General features: G+C 65.1%; 19 protein-coding genes. 5 read left to right on the top strand and 14 right to left on the bottom strand.

Annotated features, from left to right (window positions below; genetic code table 11):
- Window positions 1-784: 784 nt before the first annotated feature.
- Together QW881_RS20115 and QW881_RS20110 are read right to left on the bottom strand one after the other, a co-directional pair.
- Complete coding sequence (locus QW881_RS20115) at window positions 785-1,630, bottom strand: C40 family peptidase (RefSeq protein WP_315753453.1); 846 nt, start codon at window positions 1,628-1,630, stop codon at window positions 785-787.
- Window positions 1,623-3,005: a leucyl aminopeptidase family protein gene (locus tag QW881_RS20110; protein ID WP_315753451.1), complete on the bottom strand. Its 1,383-nt coding sequence runs from the start codon at window positions 3,003-3,005 to the stop codon at window positions 1,623-1,625. The genes QW881_RS20115 and QW881_RS20110 overlap by 8 nt, the downstream gene beginning before the upstream one ends.
- A gap of 193 nt (window positions 3,006-3,198) precedes the next feature.
- Here QW881_RS20110 and QW881_RS20105 point away from each other — a divergent pair, with 193 nt between their 5' ends.
- The gene (locus QW881_RS20105; RefSeq protein WP_315753449.1) at window positions 3,199-4,008 is read left to right on the top strand and encodes a tetratricopeptide repeat protein; all 810 of its coding nucleotides are present in this window, start codon (window positions 3,199-3,201) and stop codon (window positions 4,006-4,008) included.
- Window positions 4,009-4,017: 9 nt separating this feature from the next.
- Here QW881_RS20105 and QW881_RS20100 read toward each other — a convergent pair whose 3' ends face one another.
- The 10 genes from QW881_RS20100 to QW881_RS20055 all read right to left on the bottom strand — a co-directional run bounded on the left by QW881_RS20100 (window position 4,018) and on the right by QW881_RS20055 (window position 14,261).
- Window positions 4,018-5,259: a Zn-dependent hydrolase gene (locus QW881_RS20100; RefSeq protein WP_315753447.1), complete on the bottom strand. Its 1,242-nt coding sequence runs from the start codon at window positions 5,257-5,259 to the stop codon at window positions 4,018-4,020.
- 84 nt (window positions 5,260-5,343) lie between these two features.
- Window positions 5,344-6,318 carry a type II secretion system F family protein gene (locus QW881_RS20095; RefSeq protein ID WP_315753445.1) on the bottom strand — a complete coding sequence of 325 codons (975 nt, stop codon included), beginning with the start codon at window positions 6,316-6,318 and terminating at the stop codon, window positions 5,344-5,346.
- 8 nt (window positions 6,319-6,326) lie between these two features.
- Window positions 6,327-7,301: a type II secretion system F family protein gene (locus tag QW881_RS20090; RefSeq protein WP_315753443.1), complete on the bottom strand. Its 975-nt coding sequence runs from the start codon at window positions 7,299-7,301 to the stop codon at window positions 6,327-6,329.
- 11 nt (window positions 7,302-7,312) lie between these two features.
- Entirely contained in the window at window positions 7,313-8,776 is a 1,464-nt protein-coding gene (locus QW881_RS20085) for a CpaF family protein (protein WP_315734626.1), read from the bottom strand.
- A 21-nt stretch (window positions 8,777-8,797) separates the two neighbouring features.
- Window positions 8,798-10,066, bottom strand: coding sequence for a CpaE family protein (locus tag QW881_RS20080; protein ID WP_315734624.1), 1,269 nt, complete (start codon window positions 10,064-10,066; stop codon window positions 8,798-8,800).
- Complete coding sequence (locus QW881_RS20075) at window positions 10,063-10,803, bottom strand: CpaD family pilus assembly protein (protein WP_315753441.1); 741 nt, start codon at window positions 10,801-10,803, stop codon at window positions 10,063-10,065. The genes QW881_RS20080 and QW881_RS20075 overlap by 4 nt, the downstream gene beginning before the upstream one ends.
- 22 nt (window positions 10,804-10,825) lie before the next feature.
- Entirely contained in the window at window positions 10,826-12,301 is a 1,476-nt protein-coding gene (locus QW881_RS20070) for a type II and III secretion system protein family protein (protein ID WP_315753954.1), read from the bottom strand.
- A gap of 17 nt (window positions 12,302-12,318) precedes the next feature.
- Window positions 12,319-13,119 (bottom strand): Flp pilus assembly protein CpaB, encoded by an 801-nt coding sequence (gene cpaB / locus QW881_RS20065; RefSeq protein WP_315753439.1) that lies wholly within the window; start codon window positions 13,117-13,119, stop codon window positions 12,319-12,321.
- 126 nt (window positions 13,120-13,245) lie between these two features.
- Window positions 13,246-13,770 (bottom strand): prepilin peptidase, encoded by a 525-nt coding sequence (locus QW881_RS20060; RefSeq protein WP_315753437.1) that lies wholly within the window; start codon window positions 13,768-13,770, stop codon window positions 13,246-13,248.
- A gap of 326 nt (window positions 13,771-14,096) precedes the next feature.
- Window positions 14,097-14,261 (bottom strand): Flp family type IVb pilin, encoded by a 165-nt coding sequence (locus QW881_RS20055; RefSeq protein ID WP_231317342.1) that lies wholly within the window; start codon window positions 14,259-14,261, stop codon window positions 14,097-14,099.
- Window positions 14,262-14,713: 452 nt separating this feature from the next.
- On the opposite strand from QW881_RS20055, the gene QW881_RS20050 reads away from it, so the two are divergent.
- The 4 genes from QW881_RS20050 (at window position 14,714) to QW881_RS20035 (ending at window position 17,690) form a co-directional block, all read left to right on the top strand.
- Window positions 14,714-15,541, top strand: a complete 828-nt coding sequence (locus QW881_RS20050; protein ID WP_315753435.1) for a sterol desaturase family protein — start codon at window positions 14,714-14,716, stop codon at window positions 15,539-15,541.
- Window positions 15,542-15,676: 135 nt separating this feature from the next.
- Entirely contained in the window at window positions 15,677-16,177 is a 501-nt protein-coding gene (locus QW881_RS20045; protein ID WP_315734613.1) for a pilus assembly protein N-terminal domain-containing protein, read from the top strand.
- Window positions 16,178-16,501: 324 nt separating this feature from the next.
- On the top strand, window positions 16,502-17,047 hold the full coding sequence (locus tag QW881_RS20040; protein WP_315753433.1) for a TadE/TadG family type IV pilus assembly protein: 546 nt from the start codon (window positions 16,502-16,504) through the stop codon (window positions 17,045-17,047).
- An 82-nt stretch (window positions 17,048-17,129) separates the two neighbouring features.
- Window positions 17,130-17,690: a TadE/TadG family type IV pilus assembly protein gene (locus QW881_RS20035; protein WP_315753431.1), complete on the top strand. Its 561-nt coding sequence runs from the start codon at window positions 17,130-17,132 to the stop codon at window positions 17,688-17,690.
- Window positions 17,691-17,895: 205 nt separating this feature from the next.
- On the opposite strand, the gene QW881_RS20030 is transcribed toward QW881_RS20035, so the two are convergent.
- Entirely contained in the window at window positions 17,896-18,108 is a 213-nt protein-coding gene (locus tag QW881_RS20030; RefSeq protein WP_006612155.1) for a cold-shock protein, read from the bottom strand.
- Window positions 18,109-18,409: 301 nt separating this feature from the next.
- Window positions 18,410-18,700 carry a translation initiation factor IF-1 gene (gene infA / locus QW881_RS20025; RefSeq protein WP_315734606.1) on the bottom strand — a complete coding sequence of 97 codons (291 nt, stop codon included), beginning with the start codon at window positions 18,698-18,700 and terminating at the stop codon, window positions 18,410-18,412.
- Window positions 18,701-18,717: the final 17 nt, after the last annotated feature.

Genomic DNA, 18,717 nt, shown 5'->3' with positions numbered 1-18,717 from the left:
GATGCGATGGCCGCGATGATGTTGCAGTGTGCATTAGCGCACCGACGAACGGTGTCATGCGGACGGCGAAGTCGTGTGGTCCTGGCGCCCCGATGCTGGCGTCAAGGTCGCGGGAGCCGATGAGGCCTGCGGCCGACAGGGGCAAGAAAGCCGGTCCCTGGGGAGATCACGAAGTAAGTCGCAAAACATCGCGCAGGGAAGGCCGGATGTTCGGCCCGTACCTGTGGTGACTACCGCGTGCTTGTTGCACGCAACCATGGGTGCGGTCGGCACCCGGCCTTCCCTGCGCCCTCTCATGTTTTCGAGGGCGGATGATTGCGCAAAGCTCGGGCCCATGAGGCCGCGAGAATGCCGACGCTCGTCCTCATGCTGTTTGAGATGTGAAGCTTGATGACGGCTTGATGCACGGCCTGATGAGAGCCGCTGCATACTCCGATGCTCGCTGCCTGATCATGGCACGTCGTCATTGCGAGCGCGGCGAAGCAATCCAGACTGCCGCCGCTGAGAGATCCAGGGTCGCTTCGCTACGCTCGCAATGACGGAGGAGAGAGATTGTCTCTCTCTGTGCTCATGTGCGCGCGTGCGCCACGGGCAGCGAACGAGTCGCGATATTTGTCGTTCGTAGAGTGGGCAAAGGCGCATGGCGAGCTGGCTGCGCCAAGCGCATCTGTTGCGTGGCGCCGTGCCCACCGTTCGAACCACGCGCTCGTATCTATGACGGTAGGCACGTCACGATCCGCGACGCTGGCGCGTCGCCGATCGCACCTTTGCCCACCCTACGATTTCAATCGAGCCGCTTGATCGCGAGCACGTCGCTGCCGCCGGCCTGGATGCGCGCGATTGCGCCGCGCGTCGGCTCGATCCGCGTAGCCATATGAAAGGCGTTGGCGTGGACGATCGTGTCGGCATCGCGCACGATCGCGACGTGCCCCTTCCAGAAGATGAGATCGCCGCGACGAAGCTGCGCACGTTCTTGGTCATCGAGCACGCGCCCGAGCGCTGCGAGCTGCATGTCGCTGTCGCGCGGGCACTCCATACCTGCAGCATTCAGCGCGACCTGCACCAGGCCGGAGCAGTCGATGCCGAGGCTGCTCTTGCCGCCCCACAGATAGGGCGTACCGACGAAGCGCTCCGCGACGGCAACATAGTCGTGCTCGATCGCATCCAGCGACGTGACGTGCTGTTGCGGGACGAACCAGCCCTCCGCCGTCACCACGAAGCTGGCCTCCTCGCGCGTCACGGCGATGGTCGATCCCATGAGCAGCGTCTCGACCGGCGGCAGCTTGATCGACGGACCGGGGAACGCGAAGCTGCGCAGCGCGCTGATCTTGTGCGTCGGCGCCGCAGCGGGCGCCGCCAGCGCAGACTCCGGCAGCCAGCCGACATAGCCGTCGGCCGCGAGCTGGCCCCAGGCCCAGCCCTCGCCGTTGCGATCATAGATCGTGATGCGCTCGCCCCTCAACGCTTGCGTCGCCAGCTCGGCGCCGGAGAACGGCTGCTGACGTAGCGGCGCGATGGAATCGACGACCACCAACATCTCGCCCTCGACGAAGCGCGCGGCCGTCACCTGGCCTTCGAGATGCTTCGCAGCGATGTCGCCGCGCGCAGGCGTGAGGCGCGGATCAGCCATAGCGCTCGCTCAGGAGCTTGTAGAGCGCACGCGCCGCTTGGCATTCGCCGCCCTCGGGCCGGCCCGGCTTGGCGGACGGCGTCCAGGCGAAGATGTCGAGATGCAGCCAGCTCTTCGCGTGCTCGACGAAGCGCTGCAGGAACAGCGCGCAGGTGATCGAGCCGGCGAAGCCGCCCGAGGGCGCGTTGTTGATGGTCGCGACCTTGGAGTCGAGCCAGCTGTCATAGGGCGCCCATAGCGGCATCCGCCACAGCGGATCGTTCTCGGCGGCCGCGCAGCGCGCGACGTCGGCGGCGAGCGCCTCGTCCTGGGTGTAGAACGGCGGCAAATCGGGACCGAGCGCGACGCGCGCGGCGCCGGTCAGCGTGCCCATGTCGATCAGCAGGTCCGGCTTGTCCTCATCGGCCAGCGCCAGCGCATCGGCGAGGACCAGCCGGCCCTCGGCATCGGTATTGCCGATCTCGACCGTGATGCCCTTGCGCGAGGGAAACACGTCGAGCGGACGGAAGGCGTTGCCGGCGACCGCGTTCTCGACCGCTGGAATCAGCACGCGCAGATGCAGCTTGAGCTTGGCATCCATCACCATCCGCGCCAGCGCCAGCACGTTGGCGGCGCCGCCCATGTCCTTCTTCATCAGGAGCATGCTGCTCGACGGCTTCAGGTCGAGCCCGCCGGTGTCGAAGCAGACGCCCTTGCCGACCAGGGTCACCTTGGGATGCGATGGATCGCCCCAGACGAGCTCGATCAGGCGCGGCGCGCGGGTCGAGGCGCGGCCAACGGCGTGGATCAGCGGATGGTTCTGGCGCAGCAGATCGTCGCCGACGATGCTGGTGAAGCGGGCGCCGAAGCGGTCGGCGAGCTGCTTTGCAGCGGCCTCGAGCTCCTCGGGCCCCATGTCGTTGGACGGCGTGTTGACGAGGTCGCGCGCCAATGTCGCCGCGTCGGCAAGTCGGTTCAGCTCGGCGGCGTCGACGCCATCCGGCGGAACGAGGCGAACCTCCGGCGTCTCGGTCTTGCGGTAGCGGCCGAAGCGGTAGCTGCCGAGCGCGAAGGCGAGCGCGGCGAGCCGTGCATCATGCGGCGCATTGGCGAAGCGGTAGGTACCGGCGGGCAGCAGGCCGGGCAGGGCGCCCGGCCGGAACAGGTCACGGTGCTTGGCGTCGTCGTCCTCGATGCCGAACAGGACCTGCGCGATGCGGCCGTCCGCGGCGGGCAGCGCCAGATAGCTGCCGGGCTTGGCGGTGTAGACGTTGGCCTCGGCGAAGTTGCGCGCTTCAGTGGACAAGCCGTCCTTGATCCCCGGCCAGCTCGCCTTCGTTACGAAGGTGATCGGGATGGCGGACGTTGTGGAGGCGGTCTCGAACATCGACGGCATGCCTAATGGTTCCCTAACTGGCGCGCGGCAGCCAGACTTCGCAGAGTTTGAAGGCCGCTGCAATCGCGCCGGCCGCATCGCCTGCAAGCCGACGCAAATGTGACGGCTGCGCCTGGAACACGCCATTAACCGGCTGTTAGCGTTAACAGTTTATTGCTGGCGCGTTCAATTCGCCCGTCCGAGTCCAAGTGACATGCGTCAAGCGCCTCCCATTCCCCGGCTCCTCGCGTCCGTTGCCCTCGCCGCGCTTGTCGCTGCGGGCCTCGGCGGCTGCCAGACCATGTCCGACGTCACGGGCTCGCTGCGCAGCCGGGCCGAGCCGCCGCCGCCCGCGACCCCGCAGCGCGCGGTCGAGGTCTATGGCGAGCGCTATCGCGCCAACCCGAAGGATGCGGCCATCGCGCTCGCCTATGGCCAGGCGCTGCGCAACAACGGCCAGCGCGAGCAGGCGGTCGCCGTGCTCGAGCAGGCCACGCTCGCCAACGCCGGCAACAAGACCGTGCTCGCGGCCTACGGACGGGCGCTCGCCGACAACGGCAATTTCAAGCTGGCGTTCGACGTGCTGTCGCGCGCGCACTCGCCCGACAATCCCGATTGGAAGCTGCTGTCGGTGCAGGGCACCGTCTTGGACCAGATGGGCCGCCACGACGAGGCGCGGCGCTATTACGACAGCGCGCTGAAGATCGTGCCGGGCGAGCCCTCGGTGCTGTCCAATCTCGGCCTGTCCTACATGCTGACGCGGGAGCTGCCGAAGGCCGAGGAGGTGCTGCGCCAGGCCTACGGCTCGCAGCGGGCGGACGCGCGGGTGCGCCAGAACCTCGCGCTCGTCGTCGGCCTGCAGGGACGCTTCGCGGAGGCTGAGCAGATCGCACGGGCCGACCTGCCGCCGGACGAGGCCGCCGCCAACGTCGCCTATCTCAAGCAGATGATTCAGGGGCAGAGCCAGGGCAAAGGCAAGGCGCGCAACGCGGCGCCGATGGCCGCGCTCAACCAGCCGGACTGACGGCGTGCCCTATCGTGTCGCGCCTGTGAGCAGGCGGCGGCATGTGTCGACGAACACTTCGGCGCCGGTGACGATGTCGGAGTCGGCGGTATTCTCGGTCCAGTGATGGCTGATGCCGCCGATCGACGGCACGAACAGCATGCCGGCCGGCATGATGGTGGCCAACACCTGCGCGTCGTGCCCGGCGCCGCTCGGCATCCGCAACGACTTGCCGCCGGCGAGAACGCGGCAGGCGGCCTCGATCGCATCCTGGAACGTGCCGTCCATCATGGCCGGTGCACCGGTGCGGATGCGCTCGACCCGGACCTGACAGGGACCTGCCACGGAGCTCTGCGCGGCCATCTCACGCAGCAGCTCTTCGAGCCGCTCGACCACCGCGGCATTGTCATCGCGGATCTGGAACAGCATCTCCGCGCACCCGGGGATGATGCTCGGTGCCCCCGGATCAAGCGTGATCCGTCCCGTGGTCCAGACCGTGCGCGGGCCGCAGGCGGCTGGAAAGCGTGCGTCGATGGCGACGCAGAATTTGGCGAGCGCGAGCCCGGCATCCTTGCGCACCGCCATCCGCGTCGTGCCGGCATGGTTCTGCTCGCCGGTGAAGGTGATGCGGTATTGCCAGATGCCGACGATCGAGGTGACGACGCCGATCTTGAGCTCGCTCGCCTCGAGCGTGTCGCCCTGCTCGATATGGGCTTCGAGATAGCCGATGTGCCGGCCGCGCTCGGCGTGCAGGCGCTGCCGCCCGGCGAGACCCATCTCGGCCAGCGCCTCGCGCATCGTGCGCGGGCTGCTGCGGTCGCGGGCAGCATCGATGTCGGCCTCGCTGACGTCGCCGACATACGAGCGGCTGCCGAGCATGCTGCCGAAGTGACCCTCCTCGTCGCACCAGGAGGCGACCTCCACCGCACCGTCGATGGACGGATCGGGATTGAGCACGCGCGCCGCCTCCAGTGCGTAGACGACGCCGAGCGGACCGTCCAGCCAGCCGGCCTTGTTCTGGCTCTCGAGATGCGATCCGGCCAGAAGCTTGCGTCCCGGCTTGGCGCTGGTGCCGAGCACATTGCCGATGCCGTCGATATCAGGCGTCAGCTGCGCGTCGGGCAGGCGCTCGGCGAGCCACGCCAGCGACTGACGATGGGCTTCAGAGAACGTCGGCCGGTGCACGCCGGTCTTGTAGGTGCCGAAGGCACGCAGCGCGTTCAGATCGGCCAGAACGCGGGCGCCATCGGCGCGGTGGAGCTTGTCGGACATCAGGCGGAGACCTCGATCATGCTCCGCCTAGCTTCCAGGGTAGAGCCGCGACCGCAAGCGAAATTTCTCGCGAGCGGTCTACGTCTACTGCATGGCCGCGACCTTGATGCCGGTCGGTCCCAGAATGACCACGAACAGCACCGGCAGGAAGAACAGGATCATCGGCACCGTCAGCTTCGGCGGCAGCGCCGCGGCCTTCTTCTCGGCCTCGTTCATGCGCATGTCGCGATTTTCCTGCGCCATCACGCGCAGCGACTGCCCAAGCGGCGTGCCGTATCGCTCCGATTGCTGGAGCGCGAGACAGACCGACTTCACGCCCTCCAGGCCGGTGCGGCGGGCGAGGTTCTCATAGGCGACCTTGCGGTCCTGCAGGTAGGAGAGCTCGGCGGTGGTCAGCGTGAACTCCTCCGACAACGCGATCGACTGGCTCGAGATCTCGATCGCCACGCGGCGGAAGGCGGCCTCGATCGACATGCCGGACTCGATGCAGATCAGCAGCAGGTCGAGCGCGTCGGGAAACGCGCGCTTGATCGACAGCTGCCGCTTGGAAATCGCGTTGCTGAGGAACAGCATCGGAGCCTGCAGGCCGAGATAGGCCATGCCGACGCAGATGCCGATCTTGACCGGCATCGATTTCTGCAGATGCGCGATCACGAAGACGTACAGCACGGAACCGACGAACAGCACCAGCGGCGTCACCAGGCGCGCGAACAGGAAGGTGATGTAGGGCGCCTGGCCGCGGTAGCCCGCCATGATGAGCTTCTCGCGGGCCGCTTCCTGGGCGAGCCATTTGGTGAGGTTGAAATCCTCCACGACACGAGAGATGAGCTGCTTCGGCGTCTGCCGCAGCGAGACCTTCTCGCCGGCGTTCAACCGCTCGCGCTCGCGCTGCTTGATCCGCTCGCGTTCGCTGGCGACCGCCTTCATGCGCTTGTTCAGGTTCTCGCCTGCGAACAGCGGCATGATCAGCGTATAGACAGTGGCCGTCGCCGCGATGGCGGCGAAGAACATCGTCATGAAGTGCGGGTCGTGCAGCTTGGAGACCAGAATGTCGACCATGGTCCACCTCAGAAATCGAAATTGATCATCTTCTTCATGACCAGGATGCCCATCGACATCCAGATCACGCAGCCGACCAGCATCAGCTGGCCGGTCGGATGGGTCCAGAGCAACGAGATGTAGTCGGGCGTGCTCAGATAGACCAGCAGCATCACGATCGGCGGCAGCGATCCGATGATGCCCGCGGACGCCTTGGCCTCCATCGACATCGCCTGGATCTTCTCGCTCATCTTCTTGCGGTCGCGCAGCACCTTCGAGAGGTTGCCGAGTGCCTCGGAGAGATTACCGCCCGACTTCTGCTGGATCGCGATGACGATGCCGAAGAAGTTGGCTTCGGGAAGCGGCATCCGTTCATAGAGCCGCGCACAAGCCTCGCCGAGCGGCATGCCGATCGCCTGGGTCTCGATGATCCCGAGGAACTCGCTGCGCAAAGGCTCTGGCGCGTCGGCGGCGACGACCTTGATGGATTCGAACAGCGGCAGGCCCGCCTTGATGCCGCGCACGATCACGTCGACGGCGTCCGGCAATGCCGCCAGGAATTTCTTCTCGCGCCGCTTCTTGAGGTAGCCGAGGATCCAACGCGGCAGACCGAGACCGGCGGCGAAGCCGAGCCCGAGCGCGCCGAGCGGGCCGCCACCGGCGAAGAAGGCGACCGCGCAGACGACGAAGCCGAGGACGCCGGAAATGATCCAGAATTTCTGCACGGTCCAGTCGAGTCCTGCCTGCGAAATCCGCATGTTCAGCGGGACTTTGCTCTGCTTCTGGGCCTTCGCCTCGAGATCCTTCAGCGACGACTCGACCTGCTCGCGGCGCGAGCGTTGGCTGCGTTCGGCCTGTCGGACCACCGGCTCGGACTTGGCGACGGTGCTGCGCCGCTGCTCGGCCTTCCGCTCACCCGACAGCAGGGGATAAAGGAACACCCAGGCGATGCCGCCGATCGCGGTGGCGGCGAGGAAGGCGAGGGCGAGAGCCTGAAGCTTCATGGGGTCTCTCCTCAGTCCTTGCTCGCGACTTCGGCGGCGTCGAGTGCAGCCGCAAGCCGCTTCTCTTCGCCGTAGTAGCGCGCACGCTCCCAGAACCGCGGCCGGCCGATTCCGGTCGAGCGGTGGCGCCCGATGATCTTGCCGTTCGCGTCCTCGCCGATCATGTCGTAGAGGAAGATGTCCTGGGTGATGATGGTGTCGCCTTCCATGCCCATCACCTCGGTGATGTGCGTGATGCGGCGGGAGCCGTCGCGCAGGCGCGCCGCCTGGACGATGACGTCGATCGAGGCGCAGATCATCTCACGGATGGTCCGCGACGGCAGCGAGAAGCCGCCCATCGTGATCATGGATTCGCAGCGGGACAAGGCTTCGCGCGGGTTGTTGGCGTGCAGCGTGCCCATCGATCCGTCGTGACCGGTGTTCATGGCCTGCAGCAGGTCGAAGGCCTCGGGTCCGCGGACCTCGCCGACGATGATGCGTTCGGGTCGCATACGCAGGCAGTTTCTCACCAGCTCTCGCATCGTCACCTGGCCTTCGCCTTCGATGTTGGGCGGCCGGGTTTCGAGGCGCACCACGTGCGGCTGCTGCAGCTGGAGCTCGGCGGCGTCCTCGCAGGTGATGACGCGCTCGTCGTGATCGATATAGTTGGTCAGGCAGTTCAACAGCGTGGTCTTGCCCGAACCGGTACCGCCGGAGATCAGCACGTTGCAGCGGACGCGGCCGATGATCTGCAGGATTTCTGCGCCCTCCGGCGAGATTGCGCCGAACTTGACCAGCTGATCGAGGGTCAGCTTGTCCTTCTTGAACTTTCGAATGGTGAGCGCGGGGCCATCGATCGCAAGCGGCGGAACGATGGCGTTGACGCGCGAGCCGTCGGCGAGACGCGCGTCGCAGATCGGCGAGGATTCGTCGACGCGGCGGCCGACCTGGCTCACGATGCGCTGGCAGATGTTCAGGAGTTGCTGGTTGTCGCGGAACCGGATGCCCGTGCGCTGGATCTTGCCGTTGACTTCGATAAAGACCGTACCGGCGCCGTTGACCATGATGTCGGCGATGTCGTCGCGCGACAGCAGCGGCTCCAGTGGGCCATAGCCGAGCACGTCGTTGCAGATATCGTCGAGCAGCTCTTCCTGCTCGGCGATCGACATCACGATATTCTTGATCGCGATGATCTCGTTGACGATGTCGCGGATTTCCTCGCGCGCGGATTCGCCGTCGAGCTTGGCCAGCTGAGCGAGATCGATCGCTTCGATCAGCGCCCCGAAGATCGTCGCCTTGACCTGATAGTAACTGTCAGAGCGCCGGGCCTCGACAACCGGTGGCGGCGGCGGCGGAGCCTGCCGGGTCGGAGCCAGAGGTGGCGACGGCACGGCCGGAGACGCCGCGCGTGGTGCAGCCGGCGCCGGCTCGGGCGCTGGCGCGGCCGGCCTGAGGGTCCTGGTATCGTTGTCCAATCCGCTACGCTTACCAAACACGACTTAGAACTCCACGCGTGCCTACTTCGCCCTCAGCTTGTCCAGCAGAGGCGACAGGAAGGAGCCTTTCGGCTTCTTGGTCTCGCTGCGGCCGGTGAGCCGCTGCGCAATCTGGAGAAACATCTCCGTCGTCCGATGGCTGGGAGACATTTCCGCAATCATCTGGCCGTTGTTGGCGGCGGCGCCGAAGATCTGCGGCTCGAACGGGATCGTCGCGATCGGCGGGCTTTCGATCGCCTTGGCGAACTCGCTCGCATTGATCTCGGGTCGCTTGGGAACGCCGACCTGGTTCAAGCAGTAGAGCGGCATGCGATCGTTCGGCCGGGCGGCCTTGAGGAGATCGAACATGTTCTTGGTGTTGCGCAGCGAGGCGAGATCCGGCGCCGCCACGATCAGGATGTCGTCCGCGGAGATCAGCGCCCGCTTGGTCCAGCCTGCCCATTGATGCGGAACGTCGAGCACGATGCAGGGCATCGAGGCCCGCAGCGTGTCGAAGACCGCATCGAATGCCTCGGCGCCGAAATCGTAGACCCGGTCGAGCGTCGCGGGCGCGGCCAGCAGGCTCAGATGATCGGTGCATTTCGACAACAGCCGGTCCATGAAGGCGATGTCGATCCGGTCCGGCGAGAACACCGCGTCCGCGATGCCCTGCGCGGGATCCTGGTTGTAGTCGAGGCCGGCGGTGCCGAACGCCAAATCAAGGTCGGCCACGACGGAATCCATCGACAGGTTGCGTGCGATCGCCCAGGCGATGTTATGGGCGAGGGTCGAAGCTCCGACGCCACCCTTGGCGCCGACGACGGCAATGATGCGCCCGACGGCCTTGGCCTCCGGCGCCGAGAACAGGTTGCAGATCGAGCGGACGACGTCGATCGGCGTCACCGGCGACAGCACATAGTCGCTGACGCCGCGCCGCACCAGCTCGCGATACAGCGTGACGTCGTTGACGCGGCCGATCACGACGACGCGCGTGCCCGGGTCGCAAACCGTGGCGAGCTGATCCAGGCCTGCCAGGATGTCGGTGCGCGCATCCGTCTCCAGGATGATGACGTTCGGGGTCGGGGCCGACCGGTAGGCCTCGATCGCCGCCGCCATGCCGCCCATCTGAACCTTCAGATGCGCCTTGCCGAGGCGCCGGTCCTCACCGGCGGCCTGAACCGTCGCGGCGGTTTCCACCGTCTCACAGAACGCCTGCACCGACACGCGCGGCGCGGGCGCGATGTGATCGTCGGCCGGCGGCGGCACGACGTCAGGCTGCTCCTCTTGGGTCTGTCGGGCGTAGCTGATCATTTGCCTGTGTCGCTGAGTTTGGCCTTGTCGGCCTCTGGATACGTGATCGCGGTTGATTGTCCCTTGCGATATTTGTCGAACAACGCCGTGCGCCGGGTGGTATAGGACGGCGTTTCGGATCGCGGCTGCACGAGATCAGACGGGTTTGCGACCATTGCCGCCATGTTGCGCTGGTAGGCGCAGCCGTAGTTCCAGTCAGGCTTGTTGTCGAACCAGTTCTTGTTCTTGATCGACGGCCCGAGGTCGTCCGGCCAGACGCCGCAGGGCCCGACCGTGGCCGACATTTTAGGGTAGCTCAGCCGGATCGCGGCCATCTGGCGCGGGTCCTTCGGCTGATAATTGCGTACGGTGATGCCGTGCGGCGGAACGCCGGCGGCGGCAAGCAGGGAGTGGATCTCCCGCATCGAGTCGGCGGCCGCCCGTGCATTGGGGGTGCCGCTCGGCACGTCGGCGCTGATCGCGCCCGTGCCTTGGCGAATCCAGCTCTGGGCCAGCCCCATCACGTCGGCGCGCTGTTCGGCGGTCAGGCCACCACGGCCCTGGCCGACGAAGACCACGAGGGAGTCCGGGGCCTCCTGGATCGCAATCGGGTGGCGCAGCCGGTAGTCGTCCGGGATGCTCGCCGTGGTGGCAGCGTCTCTGGTGTAGTTGCAGGCGCCGAGCAGGGCTGCGGCTCCGGCGAGCGCTGCGGCAAGGGGCAGGCGGCGGTATCGAGCGGGGCTGGATGTGATGGTCATCGTTGCAGGTCCTTGTCCCGGCTCAGTCCGTGATGAAGCCATAGGTGCCGCGATAGTTGCGTCCGGGTTCGGCCCGGCCGGGTACGCCGTAGATGCGGTTGATGCTGCCCAGGAGATCGGCCTGGGGGTCGGACGCGGCCGCAAAGCCGTCGTCTGGGCGGGAGAGATCCTTCTGTGCCACGGCGCGGACGACGAACGGCGTCACCAGAACCATCAATTCGGTCTGGTTGTTGACGTAGTCGCGGCTGCGGAACAGTGCGCCGAGGACCGGCAGCTGCATCAGGCCCGGCATGCCGCTGATCGCCTGCTTGGTCTGCTGCTGGATCAGGCCGGCCATCGCCATGGCGCCGCCGGAGGGAACTTCCAGCGTGGTCTCGGCGCGCCGGGTCTTGATCGAAGGAACCGTCAACGAGTTGACCGTCGTCGAGCTGACGGCTTGCGACAGCGTGATCGAGTTCTCGTTTGAGAGCTCCGAGACCTCGGTCATCACCCGCATCGAGATCCGGCCCTCGCTGAGCACGACGGGCGTGAAGTTGAGCGAGATGCCGAACTTCTTGAAGCTGATCTGCGTCGTACAGACATGGGTCGTCGGATCGCAGGAGTAACCGGCAGGAACCGGAAACTCGCCGCCGGCGATGAAGGTCGCGGACTCGCCCGAGATGGCGGTCAGATTGGGTTCCGCGAGGGTACGGATCACGCCCGCGTTCTCCATCGCGCGCAGCGTCGCCTGCACCGTCGGGGCCGCTCCGAACGCTGCGCTCACGGCATTGTTCGAGACCAGATTGCTGCCATAGGCCGTGAACGGATTGGAGTTGGCGAATTTGACGACGGCCGTTCCATAGTTGAGCTGGCCGGAGAGATCGATGCCGAGCTGCTTGACGATCGAGCGCTGCACCTCGGCGACCGTCACCTTCAGCATGACCTGGTCGCGGCCGCGCACGGTGATCGAGTTGACGACCTTGTCGGCGCCGCCGGCGAGCCGGGCGGCGAGTTCGCCGGCCTGCTGGGCTTCGATCTGGCTTGACGCCGAGCCGGTCAGCACGATGCTGTCGGCGAGGCCTTCGATCTGGATATCGGCATTCGGCAGCAACTGCTTCAGCGCCGCCCGCGCGCCGTTCAGGTCGCGCTTGACCGCGATGTCGTAGGCCGCGATCTGCTGGCCCTGCGCGTCGAAGAAGACGATATTGGTCTGGCCGATCGCCGCACCAATGATGTAGGCGCGCTGGGCGGAGCGCACGACGGCATTCGCGATCTTCGGATCGGCGACGAGAACGTCCTTGATGTCGCGCGGCAGATCGATGACGACGGACTTGCCGATGCCGAGCGCAAGGAAGCGTGCATTGATCTGGCCGTCCGCGGCGGCTGCGGTCGCCGGGCGGTAGTCTGCCGCGATCACCGGCGCGATCGCCGGATTGAGGGTCAGCGCAGCGGCGGCCGAAAACGACAGCGCGCGGACCAACAGGCTCCGCATCTTCCGCTGATTTTCGCTGCAGGTCATCTTGGCGGTCCTCTTGCTCACTTCTGCGTCGTCATCGTGCTGGGAATGCCGAAGCGGACGACGGCAACGCTGTCGCTGCGCTTGCGGCTGGTCTCGTCCGTGCGGTGCTCGGCCACGTTGACGTCGGCGATGCTGCGGAGCGCCAGGGACAGCGTTCCGGTTTGACGGGCACGCGCGAGCGTCTCGGCCTGTTCCGGCTTCAGCTCCAGCGTGACGGTCTTGCCGACCACCGTGGTCTGGCCGTCCTTTTCCTTCGGAGCCTGATCGATCGCCAGCACGCGGATGTTCGACAGGATGATATCGGAGCTGACGACGTCGCCCGCGTTGGGCTGATCCGGATTGCGCTCGCGCTTGGACAGGATCACGTCGACGCGGTCGTTCGGCAGGATGAAGCCGCCGGCGCCGGTCTCCGGAGAAATCTCGGTGGAAACGGCGCGCATGCCGGCGGGCAGGATCGCGGCCATGAAGCCCGAGCCGTCGGCCTTGACGAGCTTCTGTTCGCGGATGGGCTCGCCGGCAATGAACGGCGCCCGCGCGATCGTGCCGGTGATCTGCGTCTGTCCTTCGGGCCGCTCGCTGCGCCGGATGAAGCTGGAGCTGGCCGTGGCCGCCGGCCAGCTCTGCCACTGCAGATCTTCGGGCTTGAGCGAATGGCCGAGGGCGATGTCGCCCTTGGCGACGAGAACGTCGACGGTGGGCATCTGCGGCGCGGGCGCGGCAACTTGAGCCGGCCGGTCGTCGGACCCGCTCGCGAGATATGCGGCCACGCCGCCAGCGCCTACAGCGATGGTCAGAACCACAATGCGTGCGGTATTCATACGCTTCACTTTCCACATGACGCCGCGACGTTTCCGCCGCCGTGATGGGAGTTGAGCAGTTATTCGTCAAAGCATGGTTAATGAGGCGTATCTAAATCGCCTTAACACCGCGTTGACACGGTGCTTTCAGAGCAATGCAAGACGCGCAGCGTCGATCGCCTTCACCCAATCGGTCTCCGGATAGACCATCAGAGCGCCCAGGGCGAGCGCGATGCCGTAGGGCACGCCGCTCTCCTTGGCGTGCAGGCGTGCAAGCCAGGGTTGTCCAGCCAGCATGTAGGGCAACGGCCATTGCCGGAACTGCATGATGGCGAGAGTGAGCACGCCGCCGAAGATCGAGGCGTACAACAGGTAGTTCATCAGGTGGGCGAAGCCGAACCACAGGGCGGCGGCGGATGCGACCTTGGCGTCACCGCCGCCGATCCAGCCGAATGCAAAGCAGGTGAAAGCAATCACCAGCAGGGTCGCGCCGGCGCCGAGGTGCATGAGCATGTCAGCCATGCTCATGCCGCTCAGCGGCGCCAGAACCAGAAAGCCGGCGACGAGCGCCAGGGAGACCCGGTTCGAAATGGTCATCGTGAACAAGTCGCTCGCCGCGGCAAAGGCCATCAGGGCCGGAAACAGCAGAAGGCGCGCGAGATCGAGGGTCATGGGCTCTCAATGGCATCGACGCGGCGCATGGGTGCGCCGCTGCGCCAGAGTCTAGCTGCAAGAAATAAACGATCGGGAAACAGCCGGAATGGCCGGTTGGCTGTCGATCTCACCAGACGCTGACGATGCGGGCCGCGAGAGCGAGGATGGACAGGCCGAGGCCGCCGCAGATCCAACGCAAGGCGACGTCGGCCCCGCTGGGCGGGGGCCGGGACGCGGCTGCGGACAAAACGTGGTTACGCATCACTGAACGCCGCGAAGCTGAATGTGGAAATGATAAAGGCCCCGGATGTCCGGGGCCTTCTTTGCTCGGCCGTGACGACCGCTTACTTCAGCGAGGTGTTGATCGCGCCGAACTTGGAGCTCAGGCTGGAGCCGAGACCGTTCACCGCGGCAATGATCGCGAGCGAGATGCCGGCGGCGATCAGACCGTATTCGATCGCGGTCGCGCCGGATTCATCCTTCACGAAGCGAGCAAGAAGATTCTTCATAGGTAACTCCATGTACACGTGGCTGGTCGAACAAACTCTGGTCGTTGCGGCGTTCTCAGCACCGTGACCATGCGGCCACCCTAGGGGGCAGGAATTTCGGCGTAGTTAATTCGGTCGCCGAAACACGGCGACAAATGGCTGTTATTGTGCAGAGTAAACATAGGATGAAGCGCGGCGCGATCATTCGAAATGATGCATGGTCACGCCGTGGTCGGTCTCGTTGAAAAGATGAGCGCAGGGTTTCGGCCGTCATGCCCGACCAGTCCATCGCGGGGCCTGCTCCGCATTCCGCACCATATGGATATGGCCGTGTCGACCTGGCTGGCGGAGCATGTGGCTCGATGTCGATCGCGCTGGGCCGATAGGCAGAGCGGTTTTGCCGGCGCCGAGGTTCACGGCTCCTTAAGCGCCAAGGAGTACCCCTCGGAACAATTCATGAGATGAGGAATGTGATGTCCGGTCTGCCATGGGAAGTCGCGCTGATGCTCGGCCAGACCATCGAGAAGGTGTTGCCGATCACCTTGGTGCTGGCGGTGGTGTTCTCGGTGCTCAGTCACTTCTGGGCCTGCAATCCCGGCAAGCCGTGGTGGCAGAAGCGCGAGCTCGTCACCGACGTGGTCTACTGGTTCTTCGTGCCGGTGTTCGCCCGGGTGCTCCGCATCGGCTTTCTCGTGCTCGGCGCCAGCGTTCTCTTCAAGATCCGCGACGCCGACGAGTTGATCGCCTTCTATGAGAACGGGCACGGCCCGCTGGCGCAGCTTCCCGAATGGCTGCAGGGGGTGCTCTTCCTCGTGCTCTCCGACTTCATGCTGTACTGGACGCATCGTCTGTTCCATGGCGGCGAGTTCTGGAAATACCACGCGGTTCACCACTCGTCGGAGGATCTGGAGTGGATTTCGGCTGCCCGCTTCCATCCGATCAACTTGTTCCTCGGCACGATCGCGGTCGACGTCATCCTCTTGATGGCCGGCATCTCGCCCAATGTCATGATCTGGGTCGGACCATTCACCACGTTCCATTCGGCCTTCGTGCACGCCAATCTCAACTGGACGCTGGGCCCGCTGAAATATGTCCTCGCCACGCCCGTCTTCCACCGCTGGCACCACACGTCGATGGAGCAGGGCGGCAATACCAACTTCGCCGGCACGTTCCCGATCTGGGACATCCTGTTCGGCACGTTCCGGATGCCGGCGGGGCAGTTGCCCATGGCCTACGGCAAGGACGAGGCGACGATGCCCGGTGAGTTCGGCGGCCAGCTCGCGTTTCCGTTCCGGCGATGACGCGTTTTGCAACCGCCCCAGACCAAATGGCGACGTTTGCAGATCATTCACCAATTGAGCGCAGATTTGCCGCGTCGGGCGCCGTCACCGCTGCGTATCGCTTGAGACGGCTCGTCAATGTCCCGGGGTTTGAGTATGTCGTTCTGTGTGTCGCGTCGTCCTAGTGTTTCCTTCGCATTGCGGGCAGCTGTCGCCGCGGTGCTGCTGTGGCCGGCTGCCGCCTTGGCGGAGCCTGATCCCGCCATCGCCGTGAATGTCGACCAGGCCAAGCTGGTCAAGCTGCCCGACCGGGTCGCGACCCTCGTCGTCGGCAATCCGATGATCGCCGATGTGACGCTGCAGAGCGGCGGCATCATCGTCGTTACCGGCAAGAGCTACGGTGCCACCAACTTCATTGCGATGGATCGTGGCGGACAGGTGCTGATCGATCGCCAGATCCAGGTCGCCGGGCCCACCGACCAGCTCGTGACGGTGTATCGCGGCGTCGACCGTGAGACCTATAGCTGCATGCCGATCTGCCAGCGCCGGGTGACTTTGGGCGACGGCGACAACTACTTCAAATCGGTGCTCGACCAGGCTGGAACGATGTCCAGCACGGCGAGCGGCAACGCGGCGGCGGCCTCGAAGACCAACTGAGCGCTGGCCTTGCCACGCCTGCCCGGGTCGATGGCAGCGCCTGACCGCCTCTCCACGCGTGTCCGCGCCGACGATGCGGCGAGCCTTGCCGCTGGTGCTGCGGCTGGGTCGCCCGATTCGTTTGGTTTCTCGTTTGGTTTCGATGATCGGATCGGGCGGTGACGCGCTGTCTCGAAGGGCTGGCTGCGTGCGAACCACCAAGCACGGTTAGCGGGACGTTGATGCGGCAGGCCATACTGTCCGCGTCGTGGGAAACCCTTTCCCAAGGAGTTTCCGCTATTCCTTTCGCTCAGATTGATGTGCCTTTCCAGTCCGGATGAACCCATGCAAGCCCCCGTCTCCTCGACCGCTTCGATGCGCCGGATGCTGCGCCGCTTCCGGCGCAACCGGCGGGCATCGGCCGCGCTCGAATTCGCGCTGGTCGCCCCGGTCTTCTTTGCGCTGCTGTTCGCGATCATCGAAACGGCGCTGATGTTCTTTGCCGGGCAGGTGCTCGAGACGATCACGCAGGACTCGGCGCGCATGATCCTGACCGGACAGGCGCAACAGGGCGCCTATACGCAGTCGCAGTTCGCGAGCTACGTCTGCACCCAGGTTCCCGCGCTGTTCGACTGCAACAAGATCTATATCGACGTGAAGAGCTACTCCTCGTTCGGGAGCGTCTCGATCAGCAACCAGATCGACAACAGCGGCAACTTCGTCAACAACATGACCTACAGCCCGGGCGCCGCCGGAGACATCGTCGTCGTCAGGCTGTTCTATCAATGGCCGATCTTCGTGACGGGGCTCGGCTACAACATCGCCAACCTGAGCGGCAGCAAGCGGCTGCTGGTGGGCACGGCCGCATTCAAGAACGAGCCGTATTCATAACACGGCTCTCACGACAAGGCTCTCGCGAACTCCTTCAGAGGGACACCAGGAATTCATCATGCCGTTGGGAAGAATGCCGGGTATGTCTTCGAGCCTGCGCCTGTGGCGTCGCATCGACGCCTTTGCCGCCGATCGACGCGGTGTCGCGGCCACCGAATTCGCATTCATCGTGCCGCTGATGCTGGTGATGTTCTTCGGCACGGTCGAATTCTGCTCGGCGATCGCCGTCGACCGCAAGGTCACCTTGATGGCGCGAACCCTGTCGGATCTGACATCGCAATCGACCTCGGTCGGCGATAGCGACATGTCGAACTTCTTCGCCGCCTCGACCGGCATCATGTACCCCTATTCCACCACGCCGGTGAATGCGACGATCACCGAGCTCTATGTCGATCCCACCACCAAGCAGGCGACGGTGAAGTGGAGCAAGGGGTCGACACCGCGAACCGTCGGCATGACGGTCGGCGTGCCGGCTGAATTGCTGGTGTCCGGCACCTATCTGATCTTCAGCGAGGTGAACTACCAGTACGTTCCGACGATCGGCTACGTCATGGGCAAGACGGGCGTCAATCTCAGCGACGTCGCCTACACCCGCCCGCGGCAGTCGACCTGTGTGATGTATAGCCCGGCGACCTACTGCTGAGGTGAGGGCTGCCGCAACGGAGCCCGCCCGCCCCCGGGGCCGCGGTCGCACGCGCCTACGAACCGGCGCGACATGCGGTCTTTCGGGCGAGCAGAGCGCGGCGATGGGCATTCAGGCAGCAAAAAGCAGGCAATAAAAAAGGCCGCGCAAGGCGGCCTTTCGTTGTCCAGGCGGGCAATCGCGCAGGCGATTACCCTGGCGTCGCTCAATTGGCGGCGCGGAGATTATCGGCCGACGACTTGCCCGAACGGCGGTCCGCCACGATCTCGTAGGAGATCTTCTGGCCTTCGCGCAGCGTGCCGAGACCAGCGCGCTCGACGGCGCTGATGTGCACGAACACGTCGTTGCCGCCGTCATCCGGCTGAATGAAGCCATAGCCCTTGGTTGCGTTAAACCACTTCACGGTTCCCATGCTCACGGGGGTAGTTCCCTTCTCAGATATCAAATGCGTAACCCAGATTCCTGGGCTGGTTAGATCGAATTTTTGGAAGGGTCGTCAGCGTCTGAACCGGCTGTACCGGTAATAGCTAATCTCGTCCGGCCGAAAATCGATTGCGGGATATATTATTGGAAATGCCCGCGCAAAACAATCCTGAGCTGCGCGAGGGCGCATGATTTTTTGACGCGCCGGCTCGAGGCCGACGCGCTGAATTGTCGCTGATTGCGCAAGAGTTGATCAATTCGCTGGGTTGGGCGGAACCATTGCTCCGCCCAAGGCTCTAGCGCCGCCGGAACTGGCCGCCGCGCTGCGCTGCGCCACGCGGAGGTCCGCCGGTCGAGCTGGGGCGCTCGTCCTTGTGGCGGAAGATCAGCCGGCCCTTTTCCAGATCATAGGGCGACATCTCGACGGTCACGCGGTCTCCCGCGAGCGTCTTGATGCGATTCTTTTTCATCTTGCCGGCGGTGTAGGCGACGATTTCGTGCCCCGCATCGAGTTGTACCCGGTAGCGCGCGTCGGGAAGGATTTCGGTGACCAGCCCTTCGAACTGGATCAGCTCTTCCTTAGCCATGTCTCTCTCCAGATCGA

The sequence above is a fragment of the Bradyrhizobium sp. SZCCHNS3016 genome (assembly GCF_032484535.1).
In the GTDB taxonomy this organism is placed as follows: domain Bacteria; phylum Pseudomonadota; class Alphaproteobacteria; order Rhizobiales; family Xanthobacteraceae; genus Bradyrhizobium.
Note: the sequence above shows the minus strand (reverse complement) of the source record. Positions and strands in the feature narration are given on the sequence as shown.

Coding starts and splice junctions, on each gene's coding strand:
- QW881_RS20070 (WP_315753954.1), bottom strand. CDS start 12,301: ATGACCTGCAGCGAAAATCAGCGGAAGATGCGGAGCCTGTTGGTCCGC.
- infA (WP_315734606.1), bottom strand. CDS start 18,700: ATGGCTAAGGAAGAGCTGATCCAGTTCGAAGGGCTGGTCACCGAAATC.
- QW881_RS20080 (WP_315734624.1), bottom strand. CDS start 10,066: ATGATCAGCTACGCCCGACAGACCCAAGAGGAGCAGCCTGACGTCGTG.
- cpaB (WP_315753439.1), bottom strand. CDS start 13,119: ATGAATACCGCACGCATTGTGGTTCTGACCATCGCTGTAGGCGCTGGC.
- QW881_RS20045 (WP_315734613.1), top strand. CDS start 15,677: ATGTCGTTCTGTGTGTCGCGTCGTCCTAGTGTTTCCTTCGCATTGCGG.
- QW881_RS20060 (WP_315753437.1), bottom strand. CDS start 13,770: ATGACCCTCGATCTCGCGCGCCTTCTGCTGTTTCCGGCCCTGATGGCC.
- QW881_RS20040 (WP_315753433.1), top strand. CDS start 16,502: ATGCAAGCCCCCGTCTCCTCGACCGCTTCGATGCGCCGGATGCTGCGC.
- QW881_RS20075 (WP_315753441.1), bottom strand. CDS start 10,803: ATGACCATCACATCCAGCCCCGCTCGATACCGCCGCCTGCCCCTTGCC.
- QW881_RS20050 (WP_315753435.1), top strand. CDS start 14,714: ATGTCCGGTCTGCCATGGGAAGTCGCGCTGATGCTCGGCCAGACCATC.
- QW881_RS20105 (WP_315753449.1), top strand. CDS start 3,199: ATGCGTCAAGCGCCTCCCATTCCCCGGCTCCTCGCGTCCGTTGCCCTC.
- QW881_RS20100 (WP_315753447.1), bottom strand. CDS start 5,259: ATGTCCGACAAGCTCCACCGCGCCGATGGCGCCCGCGTTCTGGCCGAT.
- QW881_RS20035 (WP_315753431.1), top strand. CDS start 17,130: ATGTCTTCGAGCCTGCGCCTGTGGCGTCGCATCGACGCCTTTGCCGCC.
- QW881_RS20055 (WP_231317342.1), bottom strand. CDS start 14,261: ATGAAGAATCTTCTTGCTCGCTTCGTGAAGGATGAATCCGGCGCGACC.
- QW881_RS20115 (WP_315753453.1), bottom strand. CDS start 1,630: ATGGCTGATCCGCGCCTCACGCCTGCGCGCGGCGACATCGCTGCGAAG.
- QW881_RS20110 (WP_315753451.1), bottom strand. CDS start 3,005: ATGCCGTCGATGTTCGAGACCGCCTCCACAACGTCCGCCATCCCGATC.
- QW881_RS20095 (WP_315753445.1), bottom strand. CDS start 6,318: ATGGTCGACATTCTGGTCTCCAAGCTGCACGACCCGCACTTCATGACG.
- QW881_RS20090 (WP_315753443.1), bottom strand. CDS start 7,301: ATGAAGCTTCAGGCTCTCGCCCTCGCCTTCCTCGCCGCCACCGCGATC.